This is a genomic window from Arthrobacter sp. FW305-BF8, assembly GCF_021789315.1.
GTDB lineage: Bacteria > Actinomycetota > Actinomycetes > Actinomycetales > Micrococcaceae > Arthrobacter.
In genome coordinates, this window is record NZ_CP084561.1 from 1,541,034 (window position 1) to 1,559,706 (window position 18,673).

General features: G+C 67.0%; 16 protein-coding genes and 1 tRNA gene. 8 read left to right on the forward strand and 9 right to left on the reverse strand.

Annotation, left to right across the window (positions count from 1 at the left end):
- Positions 1 to 108 precede the first annotated feature (108 nt).
- The 3 genes from LFT45_RS06895 to LFT45_RS06905 all read left to right on the forward strand — a co-directional run bounded on the left by LFT45_RS06895 (position 109) and on the right by LFT45_RS06905 (position 2,672).
- Positions 109 to 1,059 carry an N-acetyltransferase gene (locus LFT45_RS06895; RefSeq protein WP_236807656.1) on the forward strand — a complete coding sequence of 317 codons (951 nt, stop codon included), beginning with the start codon at positions 109 to 111 and terminating at the stop codon, positions 1,057 to 1,059.
- Between the two features lie 20 nt (positions 1,060 to 1,079).
- Positions 1,080 to 1,153, forward strand: a tRNA-Leu gene (locus LFT45_RS06900).
- Between the two features lie 172 nt (positions 1,154 to 1,325).
- A complete protein-coding gene (locus LFT45_RS06905; RefSeq protein WP_236807657.1) occupies positions 1,326 to 2,672 on the forward strand; it encodes an ABC transporter substrate-binding protein in 1,347 nt (448 codons plus the stop codon).
- Between the two features lie 69 nt (positions 2,673 to 2,741).
- Here the strand turns inward: LFT45_RS06905 and LFT45_RS06910 are convergent, their stop codons facing one another.
- From LFT45_RS06910 to LFT45_RS06925, 4 genes are read right to left on the reverse strand one after another with little or no spacing between them, the layout of a single operon-like run.
- The gene (locus tag LFT45_RS06910; RefSeq protein WP_236807658.1) at positions 2,742 to 3,512 is read right to left on the reverse strand and encodes an ABC transporter ATP-binding protein; all 771 of its coding nucleotides are present in this window, start codon (positions 3,510 to 3,512) and stop codon (positions 2,742 to 2,744) included.
- Complete coding sequence (locus LFT45_RS06915) at positions 3,509 to 4,585, reverse strand: ABC transporter ATP-binding protein (protein WP_236807659.1); 1,077 nt, start codon at positions 4,583 to 4,585, stop codon at positions 3,509 to 3,511. The genes LFT45_RS06910 and LFT45_RS06915 overlap by 4 nt, the downstream gene beginning before the upstream one ends.
- The gene (locus LFT45_RS06920; protein ID WP_236807660.1) at positions 4,582 to 5,550 is read right to left on the reverse strand and encodes a branched-chain amino acid ABC transporter permease; all 969 of its coding nucleotides are present in this window, start codon (positions 5,548 to 5,550) and stop codon (positions 4,582 to 4,584) included. Before LFT45_RS06920 ends, LFT45_RS06915 begins: the two co-directional genes overlap by 4 nt.
- Positions 5,551 to 5,559: 9 nt before the next feature.
- Complete coding sequence (locus LFT45_RS06925; RefSeq protein WP_236807661.1) at positions 5,560 to 6,900, reverse strand: branched-chain amino acid ABC transporter permease; 1,341 nt, start codon at positions 6,898 to 6,900, stop codon at positions 5,560 to 5,562.
- A gap of 303 nt (positions 6,901 to 7,203) precedes the next feature.
- Here LFT45_RS06925 and LFT45_RS06930 point away from each other — a divergent pair, with 303 nt between their 5' ends.
- Positions 7,204 to 8,106 (forward strand): Bax inhibitor-1/YccA family protein, encoded by a 903-nt coding sequence (locus LFT45_RS06930; RefSeq protein WP_236807662.1) that lies wholly within the window; start codon positions 7,204 to 7,206, stop codon positions 8,104 to 8,106.
- 132 nt (positions 8,107 to 8,238) lie between these two features.
- Here LFT45_RS06930 and LFT45_RS06935 read toward each other — a convergent pair whose 3' ends face one another.
- From LFT45_RS06935 to LFT45_RS06955, 5 genes are all read right to left on the reverse strand, one after another.
- Positions 8,239 to 9,435 (reverse strand): IS30 family transposase, encoded by a 1,197-nt coding sequence (locus tag LFT45_RS06935; protein WP_442863567.1) that lies wholly within the window; start codon positions 9,433 to 9,435, stop codon positions 8,239 to 8,241.
- A 68-nt stretch (positions 9,436 to 9,503) separates the two neighbouring features.
- Positions 9,504 to 10,742: an acetyl-CoA C-acetyltransferase gene (locus LFT45_RS06940; RefSeq protein WP_236807663.1), complete on the reverse strand. Its 1,239-nt coding sequence runs from the start codon at positions 10,740 to 10,742 to the stop codon at positions 9,504 to 9,506.
- A 35-nt stretch (positions 10,743 to 10,777) separates the two neighbouring features.
- A complete protein-coding gene (gene galK / locus LFT45_RS06945; protein ID WP_236807664.1) occupies positions 10,778 to 11,938 on the reverse strand; it encodes a galactokinase in 1,161 nt (386 codons plus the stop codon).
- Positions 11,935 to 13,128, reverse strand: coding sequence for a galactose-1-phosphate uridylyltransferase (gene galT / locus LFT45_RS06950; protein WP_236807665.1), 1,194 nt, complete (start codon positions 13,126 to 13,128; stop codon positions 11,935 to 11,937). The genes galK and galT overlap by 4 nt, the downstream gene beginning before the upstream one ends.
- Positions 13,125 to 14,087 carry a DeoR/GlpR family DNA-binding transcription regulator gene (locus LFT45_RS06955; RefSeq protein ID WP_236807666.1) on the reverse strand — a complete coding sequence of 321 codons (963 nt, stop codon included), beginning with the start codon at positions 14,085 to 14,087 and terminating at the stop codon, positions 13,125 to 13,127. Before LFT45_RS06955 ends, galT begins: the two co-directional genes overlap by 4 nt.
- Before the next feature lie 169 nt (positions 14,088 to 14,256).
- On the opposite strand from LFT45_RS06955, the gene LFT45_RS06960 reads away from it, so the two are divergent.
- From LFT45_RS06960 to LFT45_RS06975, 4 genes are all read left to right on the forward strand, one after another.
- Positions 14,257 to 15,234, forward strand: a complete 978-nt coding sequence (locus LFT45_RS06960; RefSeq protein WP_236807667.1) for an aldose 1-epimerase family protein — start codon at positions 14,257 to 14,259, stop codon at positions 15,232 to 15,234.
- 128 nt (positions 15,235 to 15,362) lie between these two features.
- The gene (locus tag LFT45_RS06965) at positions 15,363 to 16,733 is read left to right on the forward strand and encodes an AI-2E family transporter (protein ID WP_236807668.1); all 1,371 of its coding nucleotides are present in this window, start codon (positions 15,363 to 15,365) and stop codon (positions 16,731 to 16,733) included.
- Between the two features lie 3 nt (positions 16,734 to 16,736).
- Positions 16,737 to 17,975, forward strand: a complete 1,239-nt coding sequence (gene ilvA, locus LFT45_RS06970) for a threonine ammonia-lyase (protein WP_236807669.1) — start codon at positions 16,737 to 16,739, stop codon at positions 17,973 to 17,975.
- Between the two features lie 8 nt (positions 17,976 to 17,983).
- Positions 17,984 to 18,589 (forward strand): rhomboid family intramembrane serine protease, encoded by a 606-nt coding sequence (locus LFT45_RS06975; protein WP_236807670.1) that lies wholly within the window; start codon positions 17,984 to 17,986, stop codon positions 18,587 to 18,589.
- Positions 18,590 to 18,673: the final 84 nt, after the last annotated feature.

An 18,673-nucleotide genomic window follows, 5' to 3' on the forward strand; every position in this document is an offset into this window, starting at 1 on the left:
GGCGGCCGTTCCCTTCCGGGGAACGGCCGCTTTCGGGTTTCCCTGGGGAGGTTTCCCCGGTGGGGACAGCCTCGCCGGCAGGGCAGGGCGCACACATAGACTGGCTCCATGACGGGTGAAAAGAACCTCCAGACGCTCCTTGCCTCGATGCTTCCGGTAGTCCGGGAAGGGGAGTACGTCTACGCTCTTTGGCCGCACGGCAAGCCGCTGGCGGGGCACATCGAAGCCGCCGTCCGGGAAGCCGAGGGGCTCACGGTGGTCCTGCCCAGGGCCGAAGCGGATGCGCTGGGGCTGCCCTACGATTTCGTCGCGGCCTGGATCACCCTGGAGGTCCACTCGGCACTGGAAGCGGTGGGCCTGACCGCGGCGGTCAGCAGGGCGCTTACCCAGGCCCGGATCAGCTGCAACGTGCTCGCAGGGTTCCACCACGACCATTTGCTGGTGCCCGTGGGTGACTCGGCCCGGGCGCTGGAGGCCCTGTCCGAACTTTCAGCCGCCAGCGCCCCCGAGCCCGAGCCGGTGCGGGAACTGGTGCTCCGCAGCGAGCAGCCCGGGGACCGCGACGCCGTCCTTGCCCTTACCGCCGAAGCCTTTGCCGTTTCTCCGGTCACCGGACTGCCCGTGGAGGGCGAGCCTGTTGAGGTCAGGGTGCTCCGCGAACTGTTCGTCGCCGAGGAGTACCTGCCGGAGTTCAGCATCGTCGCCGAACTCGACGGCGAGATCGTCGGGCATGTGATCAGCACCCGGGCGTGGGTGGAGGACCTTGAACTGCTGGGGCTCGGGCCTATTGGCGTGACGCCCCGGCTGCAGCGCCACGGCATCGGCTCGGCGCTGATGCACGAAACCGTCGTCCGTGCCAACGCCGCGGGGGAGAAGGGCATCGCGCTGCTCGGAAGCACCGACTACTATCCCCGGTTCGGCTTCGTCCCGGCGTCGACGCTGGGAGTCGAGGCACCGGACGGGAACTGGGGCGACCTCTTCCAGTTGCTGCCCCTTGCCCTGTGGCCCGGCGGGGTCCACGGGACGTTCCGGTACGCTGGGCCCTTGGCCGCCCTCTGAGGCGATACGATTGACCGGGCGCCCCAGTAGCCCAATTGGCAGAGGCAGCGGACTTAAAATCCGCGTGTTGTGGGTTCGAGTCCCACCTGGGGTACTTCTTTCTCCTCCGTGTCGCCGGTGTTCCAATATGCAACGAGTGTTATGAGGATGTGACCTTAGTCACTTATCTTCACGCTTGATTTGGAATAGCTTGAACTTAGCTCAGGAACCCCTGACCAAAAATCGCATCAAAGGCCGTTCGCACCTTTCGATCGAGGAGACTCTAAATGATTTCACTCCCCCAGGCGGCGCCAAAGGTCGCCAAGCTCACAGCGCTTGGCATCGGCGTCGCCCTTCTGGCCACGGCTTGTGGTGGCGGGTCCACCCCTAGCGCGACCGAATCCTCCGCAGCGGCAGGCGGCATCGCATGCCCTGCCCCCAGTGCCACGGCCGGGGCGACCAGCACCTCCACAGAGACCGGCGGCGTGCCGGCGGCAACAACCACCACCCCCACACCGCTGAAGCTCGGATCGCTCCTGCCGACGACGGGGTCGCTGGCGTTCCTCGGCCCGCCCGAAATCGCCGGTGTTAACCTCGGCATCAAGGAAGTCAATGCCGCCGGCGGCGTGCTCGGCAAGCCGGTTCAGGTGGTCCACCGCGACTCCGGCGACACCAAGACCGACATCGCCACGCAGTCCACCACAGCACTCCTCGGCCAGGGTGTCAGCGCCATCATCGGCGCTGCCTCCTCCGGTGTCTCCAAGACCGTGATCAACCAGATCACCGGCGCCGGCGTCATCCAGTTCTCGCCCGCGAACACGTCCCCGGACTTCACCACCTGGGATGACAAGGGCCTGTACTGGCGCACGGCTCCGTCGGACGTCCTGCAAGGCAAGGTGCTGGGCAACTACATCGCAACCTGTGGCGCCCAGACAGTGGGCATGATCGTCCTTAACGACGCCTACGGCACGGGCTTGGCGAAGAACGTCAAGGCGGCCTTTGAGGCAGCCGGCGGACAGGTTGTGGCTGAGGAACTTTTCAACGAGGGTGACTCGCAGTTCAGCAGCCAGGTGGACAAGGTCATCGCCGCCAAGCCGGACGCAATTGCCCTGATTACCTTTGACCAGGCCAAGAGCATCGTCCCGCTGATCACGGGCAAGGGCGTCAAGCCTACGCAGCTGTTCATGGTGGATGGGAACACGTCCGACTACAGCAAGGACTTCAAGGCCGGCACGCTGAAGGGCGCACAGGGAACCATTCCCGGCACCTTCGCCAAGGAGGACTTCAAGAAGAAGCTCCTCGCCATCGACCCCGCCCTGAAGGACTACAGCTACGCCGGTGAGTCCTATGACGCCGTCAACCTGATTTCGCTGGCTTCGGAGGCCGCCAAGAGCACCAAGGGTACGGAGATCGCCAAGCAGCTCAAGGCAGTTTCCGAGGGCGGCGAGAAGTGCACGGACTTCGCGTCCTGCGTCACGCTGCTCCGCAACGGCAAGGACATCGATTACGACGGCGAGTCCGGTCCGGTGACCTTCTCCGACGCCGGTGACCCGACAGAAGCCTCCATCGGCATCTACGAGTACCAGGACGACAACAAGTACACGCCGGCCCGGGAGGAGTTCGGCAAGCTGTAAGCCACCTCCCGCCGCACAAAAGCCCCCGTCCAGCCGGACGGGGGCTTTTGTATGTCTTCGGCCGGGCTGTTAGTCCTCGTCCGCCAGAGTACCGAGGTATAGCTGGATGACCTTAGGGTCCTTCATGAGCTCACGGCCGGTGCCGGTGTACGCATCCTTGCCCTGGTCCAGGACGTAGCCGCGGTCGCAGATCTGCAGGCAGCGGCGGGCGTTCTGTTCCACCATGATGACGGACACGCCGGCACGGTTGATCTCGTGCACGCGCAGGAAGGTCTCGTCCTGTTTGACGGGGGAGAGGCCAGCCGACGGTTCGTCGAGCAGCAGCACCGCCGGCTCCATCATCAGCGCCCGCCCCATCGCCACCATCTGCCGCTCTCCGCCGGACAGGGAGCCCGCGCGCTGGGCCCTGCGTTTACCCAACTCCGGGAAGAGGCTGGTGACAAAGTCGAAGCGCTCGGCAAAGTCCTTGGGCCGCTGGAACATGCCCATCTGCATGTTTTCCTCAATGGTGAGTGAGGCGAAGACGTTGTTGGTCTGCGGCACGAAACCGACGCCCTGCGTCACCAGCTTGTTCGCCTTGAGCCCGGTGAGGTCGCGGCCCCTGACCATGACGGATCCGGAATGCACTTTCACCAGGCCGAACATGGCCTTCAGCAGGGTGGACTTGCCGGCCCCGTTCGGGCCGATGATGCCGATCAGTTCACCCTTCCGGGCCTCGATGCTGCACCCGTTGAGGATGTTGACGCCCGGGAGGTACCCGGCCACCAGGTCCGTGACTTTGACGACGGCGCCGTCCTCGCCTGCGCTGCTTGCGGCCGGGGCCGCGCTCGTGGCACTCATTCCTTGTCCTTGTCTGTCTGTCCGACGGCCGTAGATCCGGCGCCTGTGGGTCCGCCGTCTGTGCGTCCGGTGTCCGGACCGGCCTCGGCGATCGTGGGCGCCGTGGCATCCACAGCGATCATGCCCGCGTTCTCGGTGCCGACGATTGACTCGTCGTCCGCCGCCAGTTCCTGCTCCAGTTCCTTGATGCCCTCGGTGTCGCCGAGGTCCACGTCGTGGTGGGCACCCAGGTAGGCGTCGATGACGGCGGGGTCCTTCATGACCTCACCCGGGGGTCCCTCGGCCACGATCTTCCCTTCGGCCATGACCACCACCCAGTCCGCGATGTGGCGGACCATGTGCATGTCGTGTTCCACGAAGAGGACTGTCATGCCCTCGGACTTGAGGTTCTTGATGTGGTCCAGCAGTGACTGCGTCAGCGCCGGGTTCACCCCCGCCATCGGTTCATCCAGCATCACCAGCTTGGGCCGGACCATCAGGGAGCGGGCCATTTCCAGCAGCTTGCGCTGGCCGCCGGACAGTGACGCCGCGTAGTCATCCTTCTTGGTGTCGAGCTTGAATTTTTCCAGCAGGACGTTGGCGTGCTCGGTGATTTCCTTTTCCCGGCCGCCCCAGATGTTCTTGAACAACGCCTTGGACAGCCTCTCGCCCGGCTGGTTGGAGGCGCCGAGCCGCATGTTTTCCATGACGGTCAGCTTGCCCATGACCTTGGTGAGCTGGAACGTGCGCACCATGCCCATTCGGGCCACCTTGTAGGAGGACACGCCGGCGATGCTCTGGCCCTCGAACTGCCACTTGCCCGAGTTCGGCGTGTCAAAGCCGGTGAGCAGGTTGAACAGCGTGGTCTTGCCGGCCCCGTTGGGGCCGATGAGTGCGGTGATCTTGTGCCGCGGGATCTCCAGATACTCGACGTCGACGGCGTTGATGCCGCCGAAGCTGCGGGTGACGTTTTCGGCGACGACGATCGCGTCCCGCTTCTTGCAGCCGGGGGTATTGTCTCCGACGGCGATCGGCCGGGCATCCGTCATGTAGTCGATGCCCGCTTCCATTGATTCTTCGCTGTGCTTGCTCATGCGAACGCCAGCTCCTTCTTGTTGCCAAAGACACCCTGTGGCCTGAAGATCATCAGCAGCATCAGGGCAATGCCCACCAGGATGTAGCGCAGCTGGCCGGCCTGGACCGTGGTCAGCCAGGTCACCGCACCGGATTCGATCAGTCCGTAGAGGACGCCCTGCGTGAGGGACAGGACCACCCAGAAGATCATGGCGCCGATTACCGGCCCCAGTACCGTGGCCATGCCGCCGAGCAGCAGGCAGGTCCACAGGAAGAACGTCAGCTCGGTGCCGTAGTTGGCGGGCTGGACGGCGCCGCGGGGGAGCGTGAAGATCATTCCGGCCAGGGCGCCGAAGATGCCGCCGATCACCAGCGACTGCATCTTGTGGGCGTAGACGTTCTTGCCGAGCGAGCGTACCGCGTTCTCGTCCTCGCGGATGCCCTTCAGAACGCGGCCCCAGGGGCTGCGCATCAGGAGCCAGACGAGGACGCAGCCGACGGCCACGAGTCCCCAGCCCACCACCCTGATGAAGAAGTCACGGTTGTTCATACCGAAGTAGCTGCCCTCGGGGAACGGGTTCATCGAGTAAAAGCCGCCCTCGAAGGCGGCGAGCCCGTTGGCGGAGCCGGTCACGGGGGTCAGCTGGTTAGTGGTGACGACGTAGCGGACGATTTCCGCCGCCGCGATGGTGACGATGGCCAGGTAGTCCGCACGCAGGCGGAGGGTGGGAATGCCCAGCACCAGCGCAAACAGCACCGAGCAGACGACGGCGATCAGGAGACCTACGAAGAACGGCGTCCGGAAGCTGAGCGTCGAGATCGCGAAGCCGTACGCCCCCACCGCCATGAAGCCGGCCTGGCCGAAGTTCAGCAGGCCCGAGTAGCCGAAGTGCACGGCAAGGCCCAGGGCCGCGAGGGCGTAGGCCGCCGTCGTGGGGCTGAGCAGTTCACCGGCGGCACTGGAAAGGATGAATCCGAAGTCCATGGTTTTCTCCTAACCCACGCGCTCGCGGCGGCCAAGAATGCCTTGGGGCCGGAACAGGAGGACAACGATCATGATGAAGAGTGCTCCCACGTATTTGAGGTCGGCTGCGAGGCCGAACACGGTGGTCAGTTCCACGAAGATGCCAACGATGATCGATCCGACGAGGGCCCCGAAGACGGTGCCCAGGCCGCCGAGGGTCACGCCGGCGAAGATAAGCAGCAGGATCTGCGAGCCCATGTCGAAGGTGACGCCGGGGCGGTAGTAGGCCCAGAGGATGCCTCCCAGCGAGGCCAGCACTCCGCCCACGATCCAGACCAGGCGGATGACGCCGTCGACGTCGATTCCGGAGGCGGCGGCGAGGGCCGGGTTGTCGGCCACCGCTCGGGTTGCCTTACCCAGCCGCGTCTTCAGCAGCACGATGCCGATGAGCGCGATTACGACGGCGCTGATGACCAGGGACCACAGGTTGTTGGGGGAGATGGAGACCGGGCCGATCTGGATCTCAGCGCTCTGCGCGAAGGGCAACTGTTGGGTGGCGCCGCCGAAGTAGAACTGGATGATGTACCGGACGGCCAGGGCCAGGCCGATGCTGACGATCATCATGGGCACCAGTCCGGTGCCTCGGCGGCGCAGGGGCCGCCAAAGCCCGGCGTCCTGCGCGTAGCCAAACAGTCCGCCGCCGAGCAAGGCCAGGATGATGGCCAGCCAGAAGGGCAGGTTCAGGGCGCTGAACCCGAACACCAGCACGGCGCCGAGGGTCACCATCTCGCCATGGGCGAAGTTGGTGAGCCCGGTGGTGCCGAAGATCAGGGACAGGCCCACCGAGGCCAGTGCCAGCAGCAGGCCGAAGCTCAGGCCGGCCACCAGCCTGTTGAGCAGGTTCTGGCCAAAGTCCTGCTGCTGCACCACAATGCCCTTACCGAAGGCGAAGATGACTGAGAGGTTTGACGTCTGGCTGAACGTGACATTGCGGGGATTCGACTGCCCCTCGGCAAGCTTGATCCCTTCCGGGAGCGTGGATTCGTCCAGCTGGATTTCATAGGTGCCTTGGTTTGGAACGCCTATGCGCCAGGACCCGTTGGCGCCCGAGGTTGCCTCGCCGGTGAAGGCGCCACTCTTGGCGGTGATCTTGACGCCTTCGAGGGGACGCCGTGCGTCGTCGCGGAGGAAACCGCTGATGCTGTTCTGAAACTGCTGGTTCGACGGGGGTGGCGTCGGAGCTGGAGTGCCGGCCATCGCTGCCGGCGCTGCGGCCAGCAAGAGTGCCACGACGGCGGAGGCAATGGCCCCCCATACCTTCAGCAGCCCGGCCGGCCGCCGGATAGGCAGGCCTCTCGGTGTGCGTCTCAAATTGAAAACCTCCACGTGGGGGTGGTTGCGGCTGCTTCGTTGCAGCCGCTGCGAACGGAGGATGGCGGATATCGGTGCTGGTGGAGCGGGTCTTGACTAGCTGTGATATTCGTCACCCTGACCCGCTTATCGTACAGCGCAAGCAGTACAAACCGTGTGGGCGGAGCTGACCATCAGATAGCGATCCGGTAACAACTCAAAAGCCCGCTCCCCGGGCGGAACTTTCCCTGCCGCTGGCACGTAGGAATTGATAGCGTGAGCTTTAGGACCATCACTCAACCCCCTAGACGGAGGACACCCGCAATGGCACTTGGCGGAAACCCGATCTTCAACGGAAAGAATTTCCGTGGAGCCACCCAGGCACCGCCTGTCCCGCAGGCGTACGGCCACAACAACTACGGCCAGAACCAGTTCGGCCAGCAGGGCTATGCCCAGTTCGGCCAACAGGGTTATGCCCAGCCCGGCTACGGCCAGCAGAGCATGTCCGACGACCAGCTGCAGCAGATGTACAACCGGCCTGCAGCCGGCCCGGCCGAAACCGGGCGGATGACCTTCGATGACGTCATCGTTAAGACCGCCATCTGCCTCGGCGCCGTGGTCGTCGGTGCCGCGGTCACCCTGTCGGTGGCCCTGGGCCTGGCATCCATGCTCATGATCGTCGGCGCACTCGGCGGATTTGTGCTGGCCCTCGTCAACACCTTCAAGAAGCAGCCGTCGCCGGCGCTGATCCTGGCCTACGCCGCGCTCGAGGGCCTGTTCCTCGGCGGCCTGACCCGTGTTCTCGACACCATGTACCCCGGCGTCGGCCTGCAGGCCGTGGTCGGCACGCTGTCCGTGTTCGCCGTGACGCTGCTGCTGTTCAAGAGCGGCAAGGTCCGTGCCACGCCCAAGGCCATGAAGTTCTTTATGATCGCCATCGTCGGGTACGCGCTGTTCTCCGTGGTGAACATGGTCATGATGCTGACAGGGCTGACAACTGAACCGTTCGGCCTTCGCAGCGGAATCATCGGCGTCGTTATCGGCATCCTGGCCATCGGCCTGGCCGCGTTCTCCCTGGTCATGGATTTCACCAACATCGAAGAAGGTGTCCGCAACGGGGCCCCGGAGCGGTTCTCCTGGACCGCCGCCTTCGGCCTGACCGTCACGCTGGTCTGGCTGTACGTGGAAATCATCCGCCTGCTGGCCATCCTCCGCGGCGACGACTAAGAGTTCAACAGCACCAACAGAGAGTGGGCCCCGCCAACCGGCGGGGCCCACTCTCGCGTTAAGGGCGGAGTTTTTGTCCACTTATTGGGACTTCTGGGGCGGCGGATTCCAGCGGTCGTTGCAACACGCGTCCTAAGCTGCTGATTCTTCCAGAATTTGCTCGAGGGCTTGTGCGGGGGTTTTCCAGCCGAGTGTTTTGCGTAGGCGGCCGTTGAGCCCGGCGGCGGCGTAGTCGAGGTCCTCACGCGTGACGGTGGTCAGGTCCATCCCTTTGGGGAAGTACTGGCGCAAGAGCCCGTTGGTGTTCTCGTTCGTGCCGCGCTGCCAGGGCGAGTGAGGGTCGCAAAAGTACACATCCGCTCCGGTGGCGACCTTGACGCGGTCATGGATTCCGACCATCTCCGCGCCCTGGTCCCAGGTCAGGGACCGGCGCAAGTGGGCGGGCAGCATGGGCAGGGTTTCCTGGATGGCGGCCAGAACCTGCTCGCCGGTGTGGCCGTTGGGCAGGTGCAGGAGCATCACGAAGCGGCTGCTGCGTTCCACTAGCGTTCCGATCGCCCCGGTGCCGGGGGTGCCGATGACCAGGTCGCCCTCCCAGTGTCCGGGAACGGCCCGATCATCGGCCTCCGCCGGGCGCTCACTGATCAGCAGCTCCTTCGGGACCCGTGGCTTCCGCATCCCGGCCCGCCGGTTTGGTTGGCGCACCGCACGCCCGGTCCGCAGGGCCGCGGAGAGCTCGGCTCTCAGCCCTCCGCGGCCCTGGATGTAAATGCACTGATAGATCGTCTCCGGGCTGATGCGCATGCTCTCATCATCAGGGAAATCGATCCGCAGCCGGACACTGATCTGCTCCGGAGACAACCGCTCACGGGCCGTCAGCATCCCGGCAACGTAGAGCGCCAGGGCCTCGTTGGATGCCAGCTTCCGGGCCTTGGGCCGCCGTGCCAGCTTCTGGGCCCGGTTCTGGGCCGCGGACGCCAGGTAGGGGCGGTGGCCCCCGTTGCGGACGTTCCGGGCCAGCTCCCGGCTAATGGTGGACGGGCTCCGGCCCAGACGACGGCCGATCTCGCGCGCACTGCACCCTTCCGCGCGCCACACAGCGATCAACTCACGCTCATCAAAGGACAGGTACCGCCCACACGGGGGCGCAATCGAAGGATCCACCCCACCATGCTGACGGACGATCCCTCGCGCCGCCGTAGCGGAAAGCCCGGCAACCTCCGCGGCCACCTCATCGGACAACCCGGAAGACCTCGCCTCCCAGAACACCCGCACAACCTCACGCAACACCTCAGGCCGACCAAAACGTCCCACAACACCACCAATCACTCAGGTGTTGCAACGACACCTAGAACCTGCCGGCCCTAAAGTCGCGACAAATGGAGAAAACCTCCAAGCTAGGTGAGGCGCTCCAGTACCACGGCCATGCCCTGCCCGCCGCCGACGCAGAGTGTGGCGAGGCCCAGCGTCCCGTCCGTCTCGCGCAGGCCGTTGAGCAGCGTGGTGGTCATCCGGGCGCCGGTCATGCCGAACGGATGGCCCAGTGCGATGGCGCCGCCGTGCACGTTGAGTTTTGCCGGGTCGATCTTGAGTTCACGGGCGCTGGCCACCACCTGGACGGCGAAGGCCTCGTTGAGCTCCACAAGGTCGATGTCGTTCATGTCCAGGCGGGCGCGGGCGAGCGCCTGCCGGGAGGCTTCCACCGGCCCCATCCCCATCAGCTCGGGCGACAGGGCGGTGGCTCCGGTCGAGACGATCTTGGCCAGCGGCTCCAGCCCCAGGTCCCGGGCCAGGTCGTAGCTCATGACCACGAGTGCGGCGGCACCGTCGTTGAGCGGGCACGCATTGCCCGCCGTGACGGTGCCCTCCCGGCGGAAAACCGGCTGCAGGGCGCTGACGGCGTCCAGGGTCACGCCCGGCCGCGGAGAATCGTCCCGGTCCACCACCGTGCCGTCGCGGCGTTCGTACGGCGTGATTTCGCGGGCGTAGAAGCCGGAGGCGATCGCGGCCTCGGCCCGGTTCTGGCTCAGCACGGCCCACTCGTCCTGGTCCGCGCGGCTGATCCCGTAGGAGGTGGCCACGTTCTCCGCCGTCTGGCCCATGGCGATGTAGATGTCCGGCATCCGGCCGCCCAGCCGCGGATCCGTCCAGGGCGTGTTCGACTCGGCGCGTGCGGCGGTGCGCTGGCGCGCAGGCTCGAACAGCGGGTTGTGGTTCCGGGCTCCGGTTTCGCCCGCCCCGGCCCAGTCCTGGTAGCGCGACACGGCTTCGACGCCGGCAGCCACGAACGCCTGGCCCTCGCCCGCGCGGATGGCATGGAAAGCCATCCGCAGCGTCTGCAGGCTGGAAGCGCAGAACCTGTTGACGGTGGCGGCGGGCACGTTGTCCAGGCCAGCGAGGATGGTCACGACGCGGGCCATGTTGGAACCCGCCTCACCGCTCGGTTCGGCGCAGCCGAGGTACAGGTCGTCCAGGCCGGGCCCGCTGTCCCCGGTGGGGTCGAATGCCGGCAGTTTGGCCAGCGCGGCCCGGACCATGGCCGCGGCGAGATCGTCCGGCCGCTCGTCCTTCAGTGAGCCCTTGAAGGCACGGCCGATCGGGCTCCTGGCGGTTGAAACAATAACTGCTTCAGGCATGCGACCAGCCTACGCCCGTCCCTCGGCATGGACAGCTACGCGAGCCGCATTGCCCCTGCAGCCGGGGTGACCGTGAAGATGTCCGGTGCCGTGTACCCTGCCTCCGCGAAGGCCCGTACGACGGCGGCACGCACCTGCTGCTCCTCGCTCACCGGGGTCAGGGCGATGGCGGCGCCGCCAAAACCCCCGCCGGTCATCCGGGCGCCGATGGCGCCGTTTGCCCGGGAGGCCTCGACGGCGAGATCCAGTTCGGCGCAGGAGATCTCAAAGTCGTCGCGCATGGATGCATGGCTGGCGTCGAGCAGGGCACCGATTGCCGACGGGCCCTGCTGCCCCAGGAGTTCCACGGTCTGCAGCACACGGTCGTTCTCAGTGACGATGTGCCGGACGCGGCGGAACGTGACCTCGTCCAGCAGCCCGCCGGCTTCCTCCAGATCTCCCGGCGTGACATCGCGCAGAGCCTTGACGCCCAGCACCTCGGCGCCCAGTTCGCAGGACGCCCGGCGGGAGGCATAGCCGCCGTCGGCATGGGAATGGGAAACCTTGGTGTCGATGACCAGCAGGACGACCCCGGCAGCCTCGGCCTCGAAGGGGACCAGCCGGACGCTCTGGTCACGGCAGTCCAGGAACACAGCGTGGCCCTTCGAGCCCCGCAGCGAGGCGGACTGGTCCATGATGCCCGTGGGTGCACCCACGAAGTCGTTCTCGGCGCGCTGGGTGGCCAGCACCATGTCCTCCGGTCCCAGGCCAGCGCCGGTGAGGTCATTGAGTGCCGAAATCACCGCACATTCAATGGCGTGCGAGGAGGACAGCCCGGCGCCGAGGGGGACGTCGGAGTCCAGCAGCAGGTCCAGGCCAGGGACGTCGATGCCGCGCTGCTGCAGGGACCAGATGACGCCCAGCGGGTACTTGGTCCAGCCCTTGGCCGCCGCGCCTTCCAGCGAAGCCGTGTCGGCCGTCGTGATTCCCTGGTCGCCGTAGGTCGAGAGCAGGCGGAGGGTGGAGTCGGGCCGGACGCCCACGGCTACCCGGGCGGTCCGGTCGATGGCGAACGGCAGCACGAAGCCCTCGTTGTAGTCCGTGTGTTCGCCGATCAGGTTGACCCGGCCGGGGGCCTGCCACACGCCGTCGGGCTGGCGGCCGAACGCGGCGGAGAACCGGGCCTCGAGGTCGGTGGTGGTGGCGGGGGCGGTCATGCGTGGGCTCCTTCGATGAGATCTGGTTCGGTGAGGCCGGCTTCGATGAGGCCCGGTGCGGCCGGGGCGAGCGTCTCGGCCGGGGATGCCGGAACGGCCACCGAGCGCAGCCGCTCTGCCACCTCTTCGGGGGTGGTGTCGTTGATGAAGGCGCCCATGGCCGCCTCGGACCCGGCCAGGAACTTGAGCTTGTCTGCCGCGCGGCGCGGGGAGGTCAGCTGCAGGTGCAGGTAGCTGGCGGGGCGCAGCAGGTCATCCACCGGGGCCTGGTGCCAGGCCGAAATGTAGGGCGTCGGGGTGGGGTAGAGGGCGTCGAGGCGCTTGAGCAGATCCAGGTAGACGTGGGCCAGCTCGTCCTTCTCCTCCCCGGTCAGTCCGGCCAGGTCGGGGACCTGGCGGTGCGGAACGAGGTGGATCTCCAGCGGCCACCGGGCCGCGAACGGAACGTACGCGCTGAAGCTGTCGCTTTCCAGCACCATCCGGCTGCCGTCCTCGCGTTCGGCGCGCAGCAGCGAGCCGGTCAGCGTCTGCCGCCCGCCGGCGTCGTCATAAAACCTGCGCGCGGCGGCGCCCATGACGGCGGCGCGCGGCGTGACATAGGGGTAAGCGTAGATCTGGCCGTGCGGGTGGTGCAGGGTGACGCCGATGTCCGCGCCGCGGTTCTCGAACGGAAAAACCTGCTTGATGCCGGGCAGTGCGCTGAGGGCTGCCGTCCGGTGCGCCCACGCCTCCACCACGGTACGGGCACGCGTTTCGCTCAGGCCGCTGAAGGACCCGGTGTGCTCCGGGGTGAAGGTGACGACTTCGCACCGTCCGAAGGCGGGACCCGTTGTGCCCCAGCCGGGGTTGGCGGGTACGGGGCCCACGGCCGGGCCGAGGGAGGGGAAGCGGTTCTCGAACACCACGACGTCGTAGTCCGCGGCCGGGATCTCCGACGGGTTGGCGTCTGTGGTGGGGCAGATGGGGCACTGGTCCGCGGGTGGCAGGTGCGTGCGCGTCTGCCGGTGCGCGGCCACGGCCACCCATTCGCCGGTCAGTGCGTCGTACCGGACTTCGCCGGGCTCCCCGCGGGGCGGGAGGTCCCTTTGGTCGCGGCTCGCCTCGACAGAGCGCCGGCGGGTTGAGCCGGCGTCGTCGAAGTAGAGCAATTCGCGGCCGTCGGAAAGCTGGGTGCTGGTGATGTGGGTCATGCGTCGTGTCCTTTGAACGCGGTGGCCGACGGCGTCTGGCCGTCCGGGAGGCGGGTGGGGCGGGAAGTAAGTGGGTCGTTGTCCCAACTGGGTAGCAGCTCAGGGCGTTCCCAGCCTTGGGAAGGCCCTGAGCTGCTACCTAGTTGGGAAGCTGGAGGTGCCGCTGCCGGGGTAAGGGGTGCCAGCCGCAGCTCCCCGACGGCCTGCCGGAGCAGCTCTTCGGCGCCAGGGCCGGCGGAGCCCGTGCTGATCCGGCGGTCGGTGATGAGGGTGCCGACGGCTGACAGCGGGGCGATCCCGGCGAGCCCCACGCTCCCGTACTTCGTGGCGTCCGCGATCACTGCCAACGCGTCCGACGCCGCGATCATGGCGGCGTTGACCTCGGACTCCAGGAGGTTCGGTGAGGTGATGCCGGCCTTCGGGTCGAAGCCGTGCACGCCCATGAAGCAGAGGTCGGCATGCAGGCTCTCCAGGGCGTGCATCGTTACCGGGCCCACCAGGGCCTCGGACGGTGTGCGCTGGCCGCCCAGGACCACGGTGCGGATGCCGCCGTCGCCGGCCGACGCCAGGGCGCCCGCCACCATGAGGGAGTTGGTGGCTACCGTGAGCCCGAGATCCCGGGGGAGCAGCCGCGCGAGCTCATGGGTGGTGGTGCCGCCGGAAACCAGCAGGGTCATGCCCGGGCGGAGCAGCGTGAGCGCCTCCGCGGCGATGGCCCGCTTCGCGTCCGTTTCCCGGACCGACTTGGCGCCGAAGCCCGGTTCGAGCGCACTGAACGCCGCAGCGCGTGTGGCGCCGCCGTGTACCCGCAGCAACTGGCCTTCGGCGTCGAGCGCGTCGATGTCGCGCCGGACGGTCATTTCGGACACCCGGAGCAGGTCCGCCAGAGCCGCCACCCGGACAGTGCCTTCGGCGTCGAGCTCCTGGAGGATGCGGTGTTGCCGCTGCGTAGCGAGCATGTTGCTCCTCCTTCCTGGCGTTCGGGAATCTGTGCGCCCGGTCACTATTTGTGGTTGTTCCCATTGTGGCACAAAGCGATCAAAAACAAATAGTTTCTAACAAAAGATAACAGAAAGTGCTCCGTAAGGGGGCGCATGCGTTGTGGGGCGTGCGTTGTACGGTAGGTCCATGACTTCCGGTGCGACTTCCGAAACCAGCGATTTCCCCACAGCCAGCGATTCCCTCACAGCCCAGCAGCGCTACGCCACCGGCAGGCAGTACGAGCTCAGGCGCGGCGATGCGCTCGCCGTGGTCACCGAGCTGGCCGCGGGGCTGCGGTGGTACAGCCGCGGAGGCGTCCAGCTGACGGAGTCCTACGGGGACTCCGACATTCCGCCCGGCGCCACGGGCATCACCTTGGCCCCGTGGGCCAACCGGATAGAGGATGGCGTCTGGCACCTGAACGGCACGAAGCAGCAGCTGGACATCACCGAGGTTTCCAAGAACAACGCCAGCCACGGGCTCCTGCGCAACGCGTCATACTCCCTGGTTGCCGAATCCGAGTTTGCCGTGACCCTCGAGGCGACCATCTTTCCCCAGCACGGCTACCCGTTCCTGCTGCGGCACCGCGTGGAGTACTCCCTGGCCGGGGACCTGGGCCTGGAGGTGCGGCAAACGCTGGTCAACGATTCCGAGGCCGAGGCGCCGTTCGTGCTGGGCGCGCATCCGTATCTGCGGATCGGCGAGATCCCCTCCGAGGACCTCACGTTGAGAGTGGATGCCGCGACGCGGCTGGTGGCGGATGAGCGGCTCATTCCGCGCAGCTCCGAACCCGTGTCCGGGGACAGCGACCTGCGCCAGGGGAGAAGGGTGGGGGACCTGGAACTCGACGCCGCCCTGACGGATCTGGCGTTCGACGGCGGGATCGCCCACCACACGCTGACCGCACCGGACGGCCGCAGCGTCAGCCTCTGGCAGGACGAGGCCTGCGCGTTCGTCCACGTATTTGTCAGCCGTATCTACCCGGGCCGGCCCACGGCCGTGGCAGTGGAACCGATGACGGGACCGGCCAACGCCTTCAACTCCGGGGACAGCCTCCGCTGGCTTGCTCCCGGGGACTCGTTCACCATCACCTGGGGTATCCGCGCAGACCTGGAAGGTGCCTGAGTCGAGGAGCGCCCGACTGGGCAATGCCTGACTCGCTCTGTGACTGACCTGCGTCCGCCCAGCTGGGCAGTGCACAGCCGGGCCGTGGCGCGTTTCCCATAGCCGGGCGGCTAGGGAAGTATTGGGCTATGACGCCAGCAAAGGACGCCACACCAGACGACGCAGCCAACACGACAGGCGGTGCCAGCGCCACGGGCGGCACGAGCAGACCACTCGCTGCCCAGCCCTTCGGACGCCTGGAGCCGCGGCGCATCAGGACCGACCGTGACCTTGAACAGGACATTCCCTACGGCGTTCGCATTGCGGCGGCATGGGCCTGGCGGCTGGGGCTGATCCTGCTGATCACCGGTGCCCTGGTCTGGCTGCTGGCCAAGGTCAGCTTCCTCATCATTCCCGTCATGGTGGCGGCACTGCTGGCCGGCCTGCTGAGCCCCGTGGTGAAGTGGCTGCGGGAGTCACGCGTCCCCAACGGGGCGGCCGTCGCGCTCACGGTCCTGGGCTTCATAGGACTGATCGCCGGTTCCCTTGCCCTCGTGGGCCGGCAGCTGGCCCTCGGTTTCCAGGAGCTGTGGAGCGAGGCGCTGACCGGGGTCCAGCAGATTCAGGACTGGCTGTCGCAGGGGCCGCTGCACCTGAGCGCGGCGCAGATCGACCAGTACATCCAGGAGGCCACGGCCGCCCTGCAGAACAACAGCAGCAGCATCCTCAGCGGGGCGCTCTCCTTCGGCAGCACGGCCGGGCATTTTGCGGCCGGGATGGTCCTGGCCCTGTTCATCCTGATCTTCTTCCTCCTCGAAGGCGGACGCATCTGGGCGTTCCTGGTCCGGCTCCTCCCTCGGCAGGCGCGGATCCCCGCCGACGGCGCCGGGCGGCGCGGCTGGGCGTCAATGGTGAGCTATGCGCGGATCCAGATGTTCGTGGCTTTCGTGGATGCTGTGGGCATCGGCGTCGGCGCTGCGATCATCGGTGTCCCGCTGGCCCTGCCGCTGGGCGTGCTGGTTTTCATCGGCTCGTTCATCCCCGTCGTCGGTGCGCTCGTGACGGGCGCCATCGCGGTGCTGCTGGCCCTGGTAGCCACCGGCCCGGTCAACGCCCTGATCATGCTCGGCATCGTGCTGCTGGTGCAGCAGCTGGAAAGCCACATCCTGCAGCCGCTGGTCATGGGCAAGGCCGTCGCCCTGCATCCGGTGGCCGTGATCCTGTCCGTAGCCGCCGGTTCATACCTCGCCGGCATCCCGGGGGCGCTGTTCTCCGTCCCCATCCTGGCCGTAGCAAATTCGGCGATTCGGTATATTGCTGCCAGAACGTGGGAACATGAACTTGTGCCGGCTGCCGCGGGTACCGCAGGCCCGGCCCCAGCCGACGAGGACAACACCTTCAAGGATGTCCGGCTGCCGGGCTCGCATTCGGGCCACGGCAACGCTGCCGGCACTGCACACGGCACCCCGGGCGGCAAGGCCGCTCCCGGTGCCGACGTCGAATCACCCAAAGGAGAATAGTTCGTGAACACCCCCGAAAGCCTTCCCGTCACGCTGGACGATGTCCTTGAGGCGCAGAAGCTGCTGGACGGGATTATTGCGCGGACCCCGGTGGAGTCCTCCCGCGCCTTGGGCCGCCTGGTGGGCGGCGAGGTCTACTTCAAGTGTGAGAACCTGCAGCGCGCCGGCTCCTTCAAGGTGCGCGGCGCCTACGTGCGGATGGCGCGCCTCTCCGAATCGGACAAGAAGCGCGGCGTGGTGGCGGCTTCCGCCGGCAACCACGCACAGGGCGTGGCCGTCGCCGCCAAGAGCCTGGGCATCAAGGCCCGCATCTACATGCCCCTCGGCGTGGCGCTGCCCAAACTCGCCGCGACGCGCAGCCACGGCGCCGAGGTGGTCCTGCACGGACACAACGTGGACGAGGCACTGGCAGAGGCCCAGCGCTATGCCGACGATACCGGCGCAGTCTTCGTCCACCCCTTCGACAACGTGGACGTCGTTGCCGGCCAGGGCACCCTGGGGCTGGAGATCCTCGAGCAGGTGCCCAACGTCGACACCATCCTGATGGGCGTCGGCGGCGGCGGCCTGCTGGCCGGCGTCGCGGTGGCCGTCAAGGCCCGCGCCAAGGAACTCGGCCGCGACATCCGCATCATCGGCGTGCAGGCAGAAAACGCGGCCGCCTACCCGCCGTCGCTGGCAGCGGACGCCCTGGTGCCGCTGAAGAAGGTTTCCACCATGGCCGACGGCATCGCCGTGGGCCGGCCCGGGCAGCTGCCGTTCAGCATCATCCGCGAACTGGTGGACGATGTGGTCACCGTCAGCGAAGACTCCCTGGCGCGGGCCCTGATCTTCCTGCTGGAACGCGCCAAGATGGTCGTTGAGCCCGCCGGCGCGGTGGGCGTGGCGGCCCTCATGGACGGCAAGATCGAGAACCCCGGAACAACCGCCGTCGTGCTGTCCGGCGGCAACATCGACCCCATGCTGATGCTCAAGGTGATCCAGCGCGGCCTCTCCGCCGCCGGCCGGTACATGACCGTGCGGATGATGCTTGATGACCGCCCGGGCTCGCTCGCCACCATCGCCCGCATCATCGCCGAGAACGACGCCAACGTGACGGGCCTCGACCACACCCGAGTGGGCGGCTCCATCAGCATGGGCGACGTCTCCATCACCGTGAACCTCGAGACCAAGGGCCACGAGCACGGCGAACAGGTTCTCGGCGCTCTCCGCGCCGAGGGCTTCCAGCCGATCGTGGTGCACTAGGGGAAGCGATGCTGGACAGCCCGGGAGAGGCACCCGCCACCAGGGAAACGGCGGCCGCCCGTGCCAAGGGCGGGCTGCTGGTGGTGGGATCGTTCGTGGCGCTCCTGTTCGCCATCGAGCTGCTCAACACGGTGCTGCTGCACTCGCTGAACGGCGTCTTCGGCCTCAGGCCCAGAAGTGCCGACGGCGTCCTGGACGTGTTCACCTTCCCGCTGCTGCACGCCAACCTCAACCATGTGCTGTCCAATGCGCTGCCGCTGATCATCTTCGGGTTCCTGGTGTTCCTGTCCGGGCTCCGGGTCTTCGTCACGGCCGTTGCCTGCAGCTGGCTCGGCTCCGGGCTGGCCGTGTGGCTGATTGGCGCCGGCGGGGTCACCGTGGGCTCGTCCGGACTGGTCTTCGGCCTGTTCGCGTTTCTCCTGGTGCGTGGATTCTTCAACCGCAGCTGGTGGCAGATCCTTCTCTCGGTGGTGCTGTTCCTGACCTACGGCAGCATCCTTTTCGGGATCATTCCGAACATTGCTGGATACGTGTCCTGGCAGGCCCACCTGGGCGGCGCCGCAGGCGGCGTCCTGGCCGCCGTCGTGCTCCGGGCGCGGGCATCCCGGCGCTGACGTTCCCCCCCCAACGCGTCTTAAAGCACGACGCCGGCCGTCCCCGAAAGTGGGGGAGGCCGGCGTCGTGCGTTTGCTGTGACC

Excerpts from the sequence above, each read along its gene's own strand:
- galT (WP_236807665.1), bottom strand. The coding sequence starts at position 13,128 with ATGACCCACATCACCAGCACCCAGCTTTCCGACGGCCGCGAATTGCTC.
- LFT45_RS06955 (WP_236807666.1), bottom strand. The coding sequence starts at position 14,087 with ATGCTCGCTACGCAGCGGCAACACCGCATCCTCCAGGAGCTCGACGCC.
- LFT45_RS06915 (WP_236807659.1), bottom strand. The coding sequence starts at position 4,585 with ATGAGCAAGCACAGCGAAGAATCAATGGAAGCGGGCATCGACTACATG.
- LFT45_RS06905 (WP_236807657.1), top strand. The coding sequence starts at position 1,326 with ATGATTTCACTCCCCCAGGCGGCGCCAAAGGTCGCCAAGCTCACAGCG.
- LFT45_RS06975 (WP_236807670.1), top strand. The coding sequence starts at position 17,984 with ATGCTGGACAGCCCGGGAGAGGCACCCGCCACCAGGGAAACGGCGGCC.
- LFT45_RS06965 (WP_236807668.1), top strand. The coding sequence starts at position 15,363 with ATGACGCCAGCAAAGGACGCCACACCAGACGACGCAGCCAACACGACA.
- LFT45_RS06940 (WP_236807663.1), bottom strand. The coding sequence starts at position 10,742 with ATGCCTGAAGCAGTTATTGTTTCAACCGCCAGGAGCCCGATCGGCCGT.
- LFT45_RS06960 (WP_236807667.1), top strand. The coding sequence starts at position 14,257 with ATGACTTCCGGTGCGACTTCCGAAACCAGCGATTTCCCCACAGCCAGC.
- LFT45_RS06930 (WP_236807662.1), top strand. The coding sequence starts at position 7,204 with ATGGCACTTGGCGGAAACCCGATCTTCAACGGAAAGAATTTCCGTGGA.
- galK (WP_236807664.1), bottom strand. The coding sequence starts at position 11,938 with ATGACCGCCCCCGCCACCACCACCGACCTCGAGGCCCGGTTCTCCGCC.
- LFT45_RS06895 (WP_236807656.1), top strand. The coding sequence starts at position 109 with ATGACGGGTGAAAAGAACCTCCAGACGCTCCTTGCCTCGATGCTTCCG.
- LFT45_RS06920 (WP_236807660.1), bottom strand. The coding sequence starts at position 5,550 with ATGGACTTCGGATTCATCCTTTCCAGTGCCGCCGGTGAACTGCTCAGC.
- LFT45_RS06910 (WP_236807658.1), bottom strand. The coding sequence starts at position 3,512 with ATGAGTGCCACGAGCGCGGCCCCGGCCGCAAGCAGCGCAGGCGAGGAC.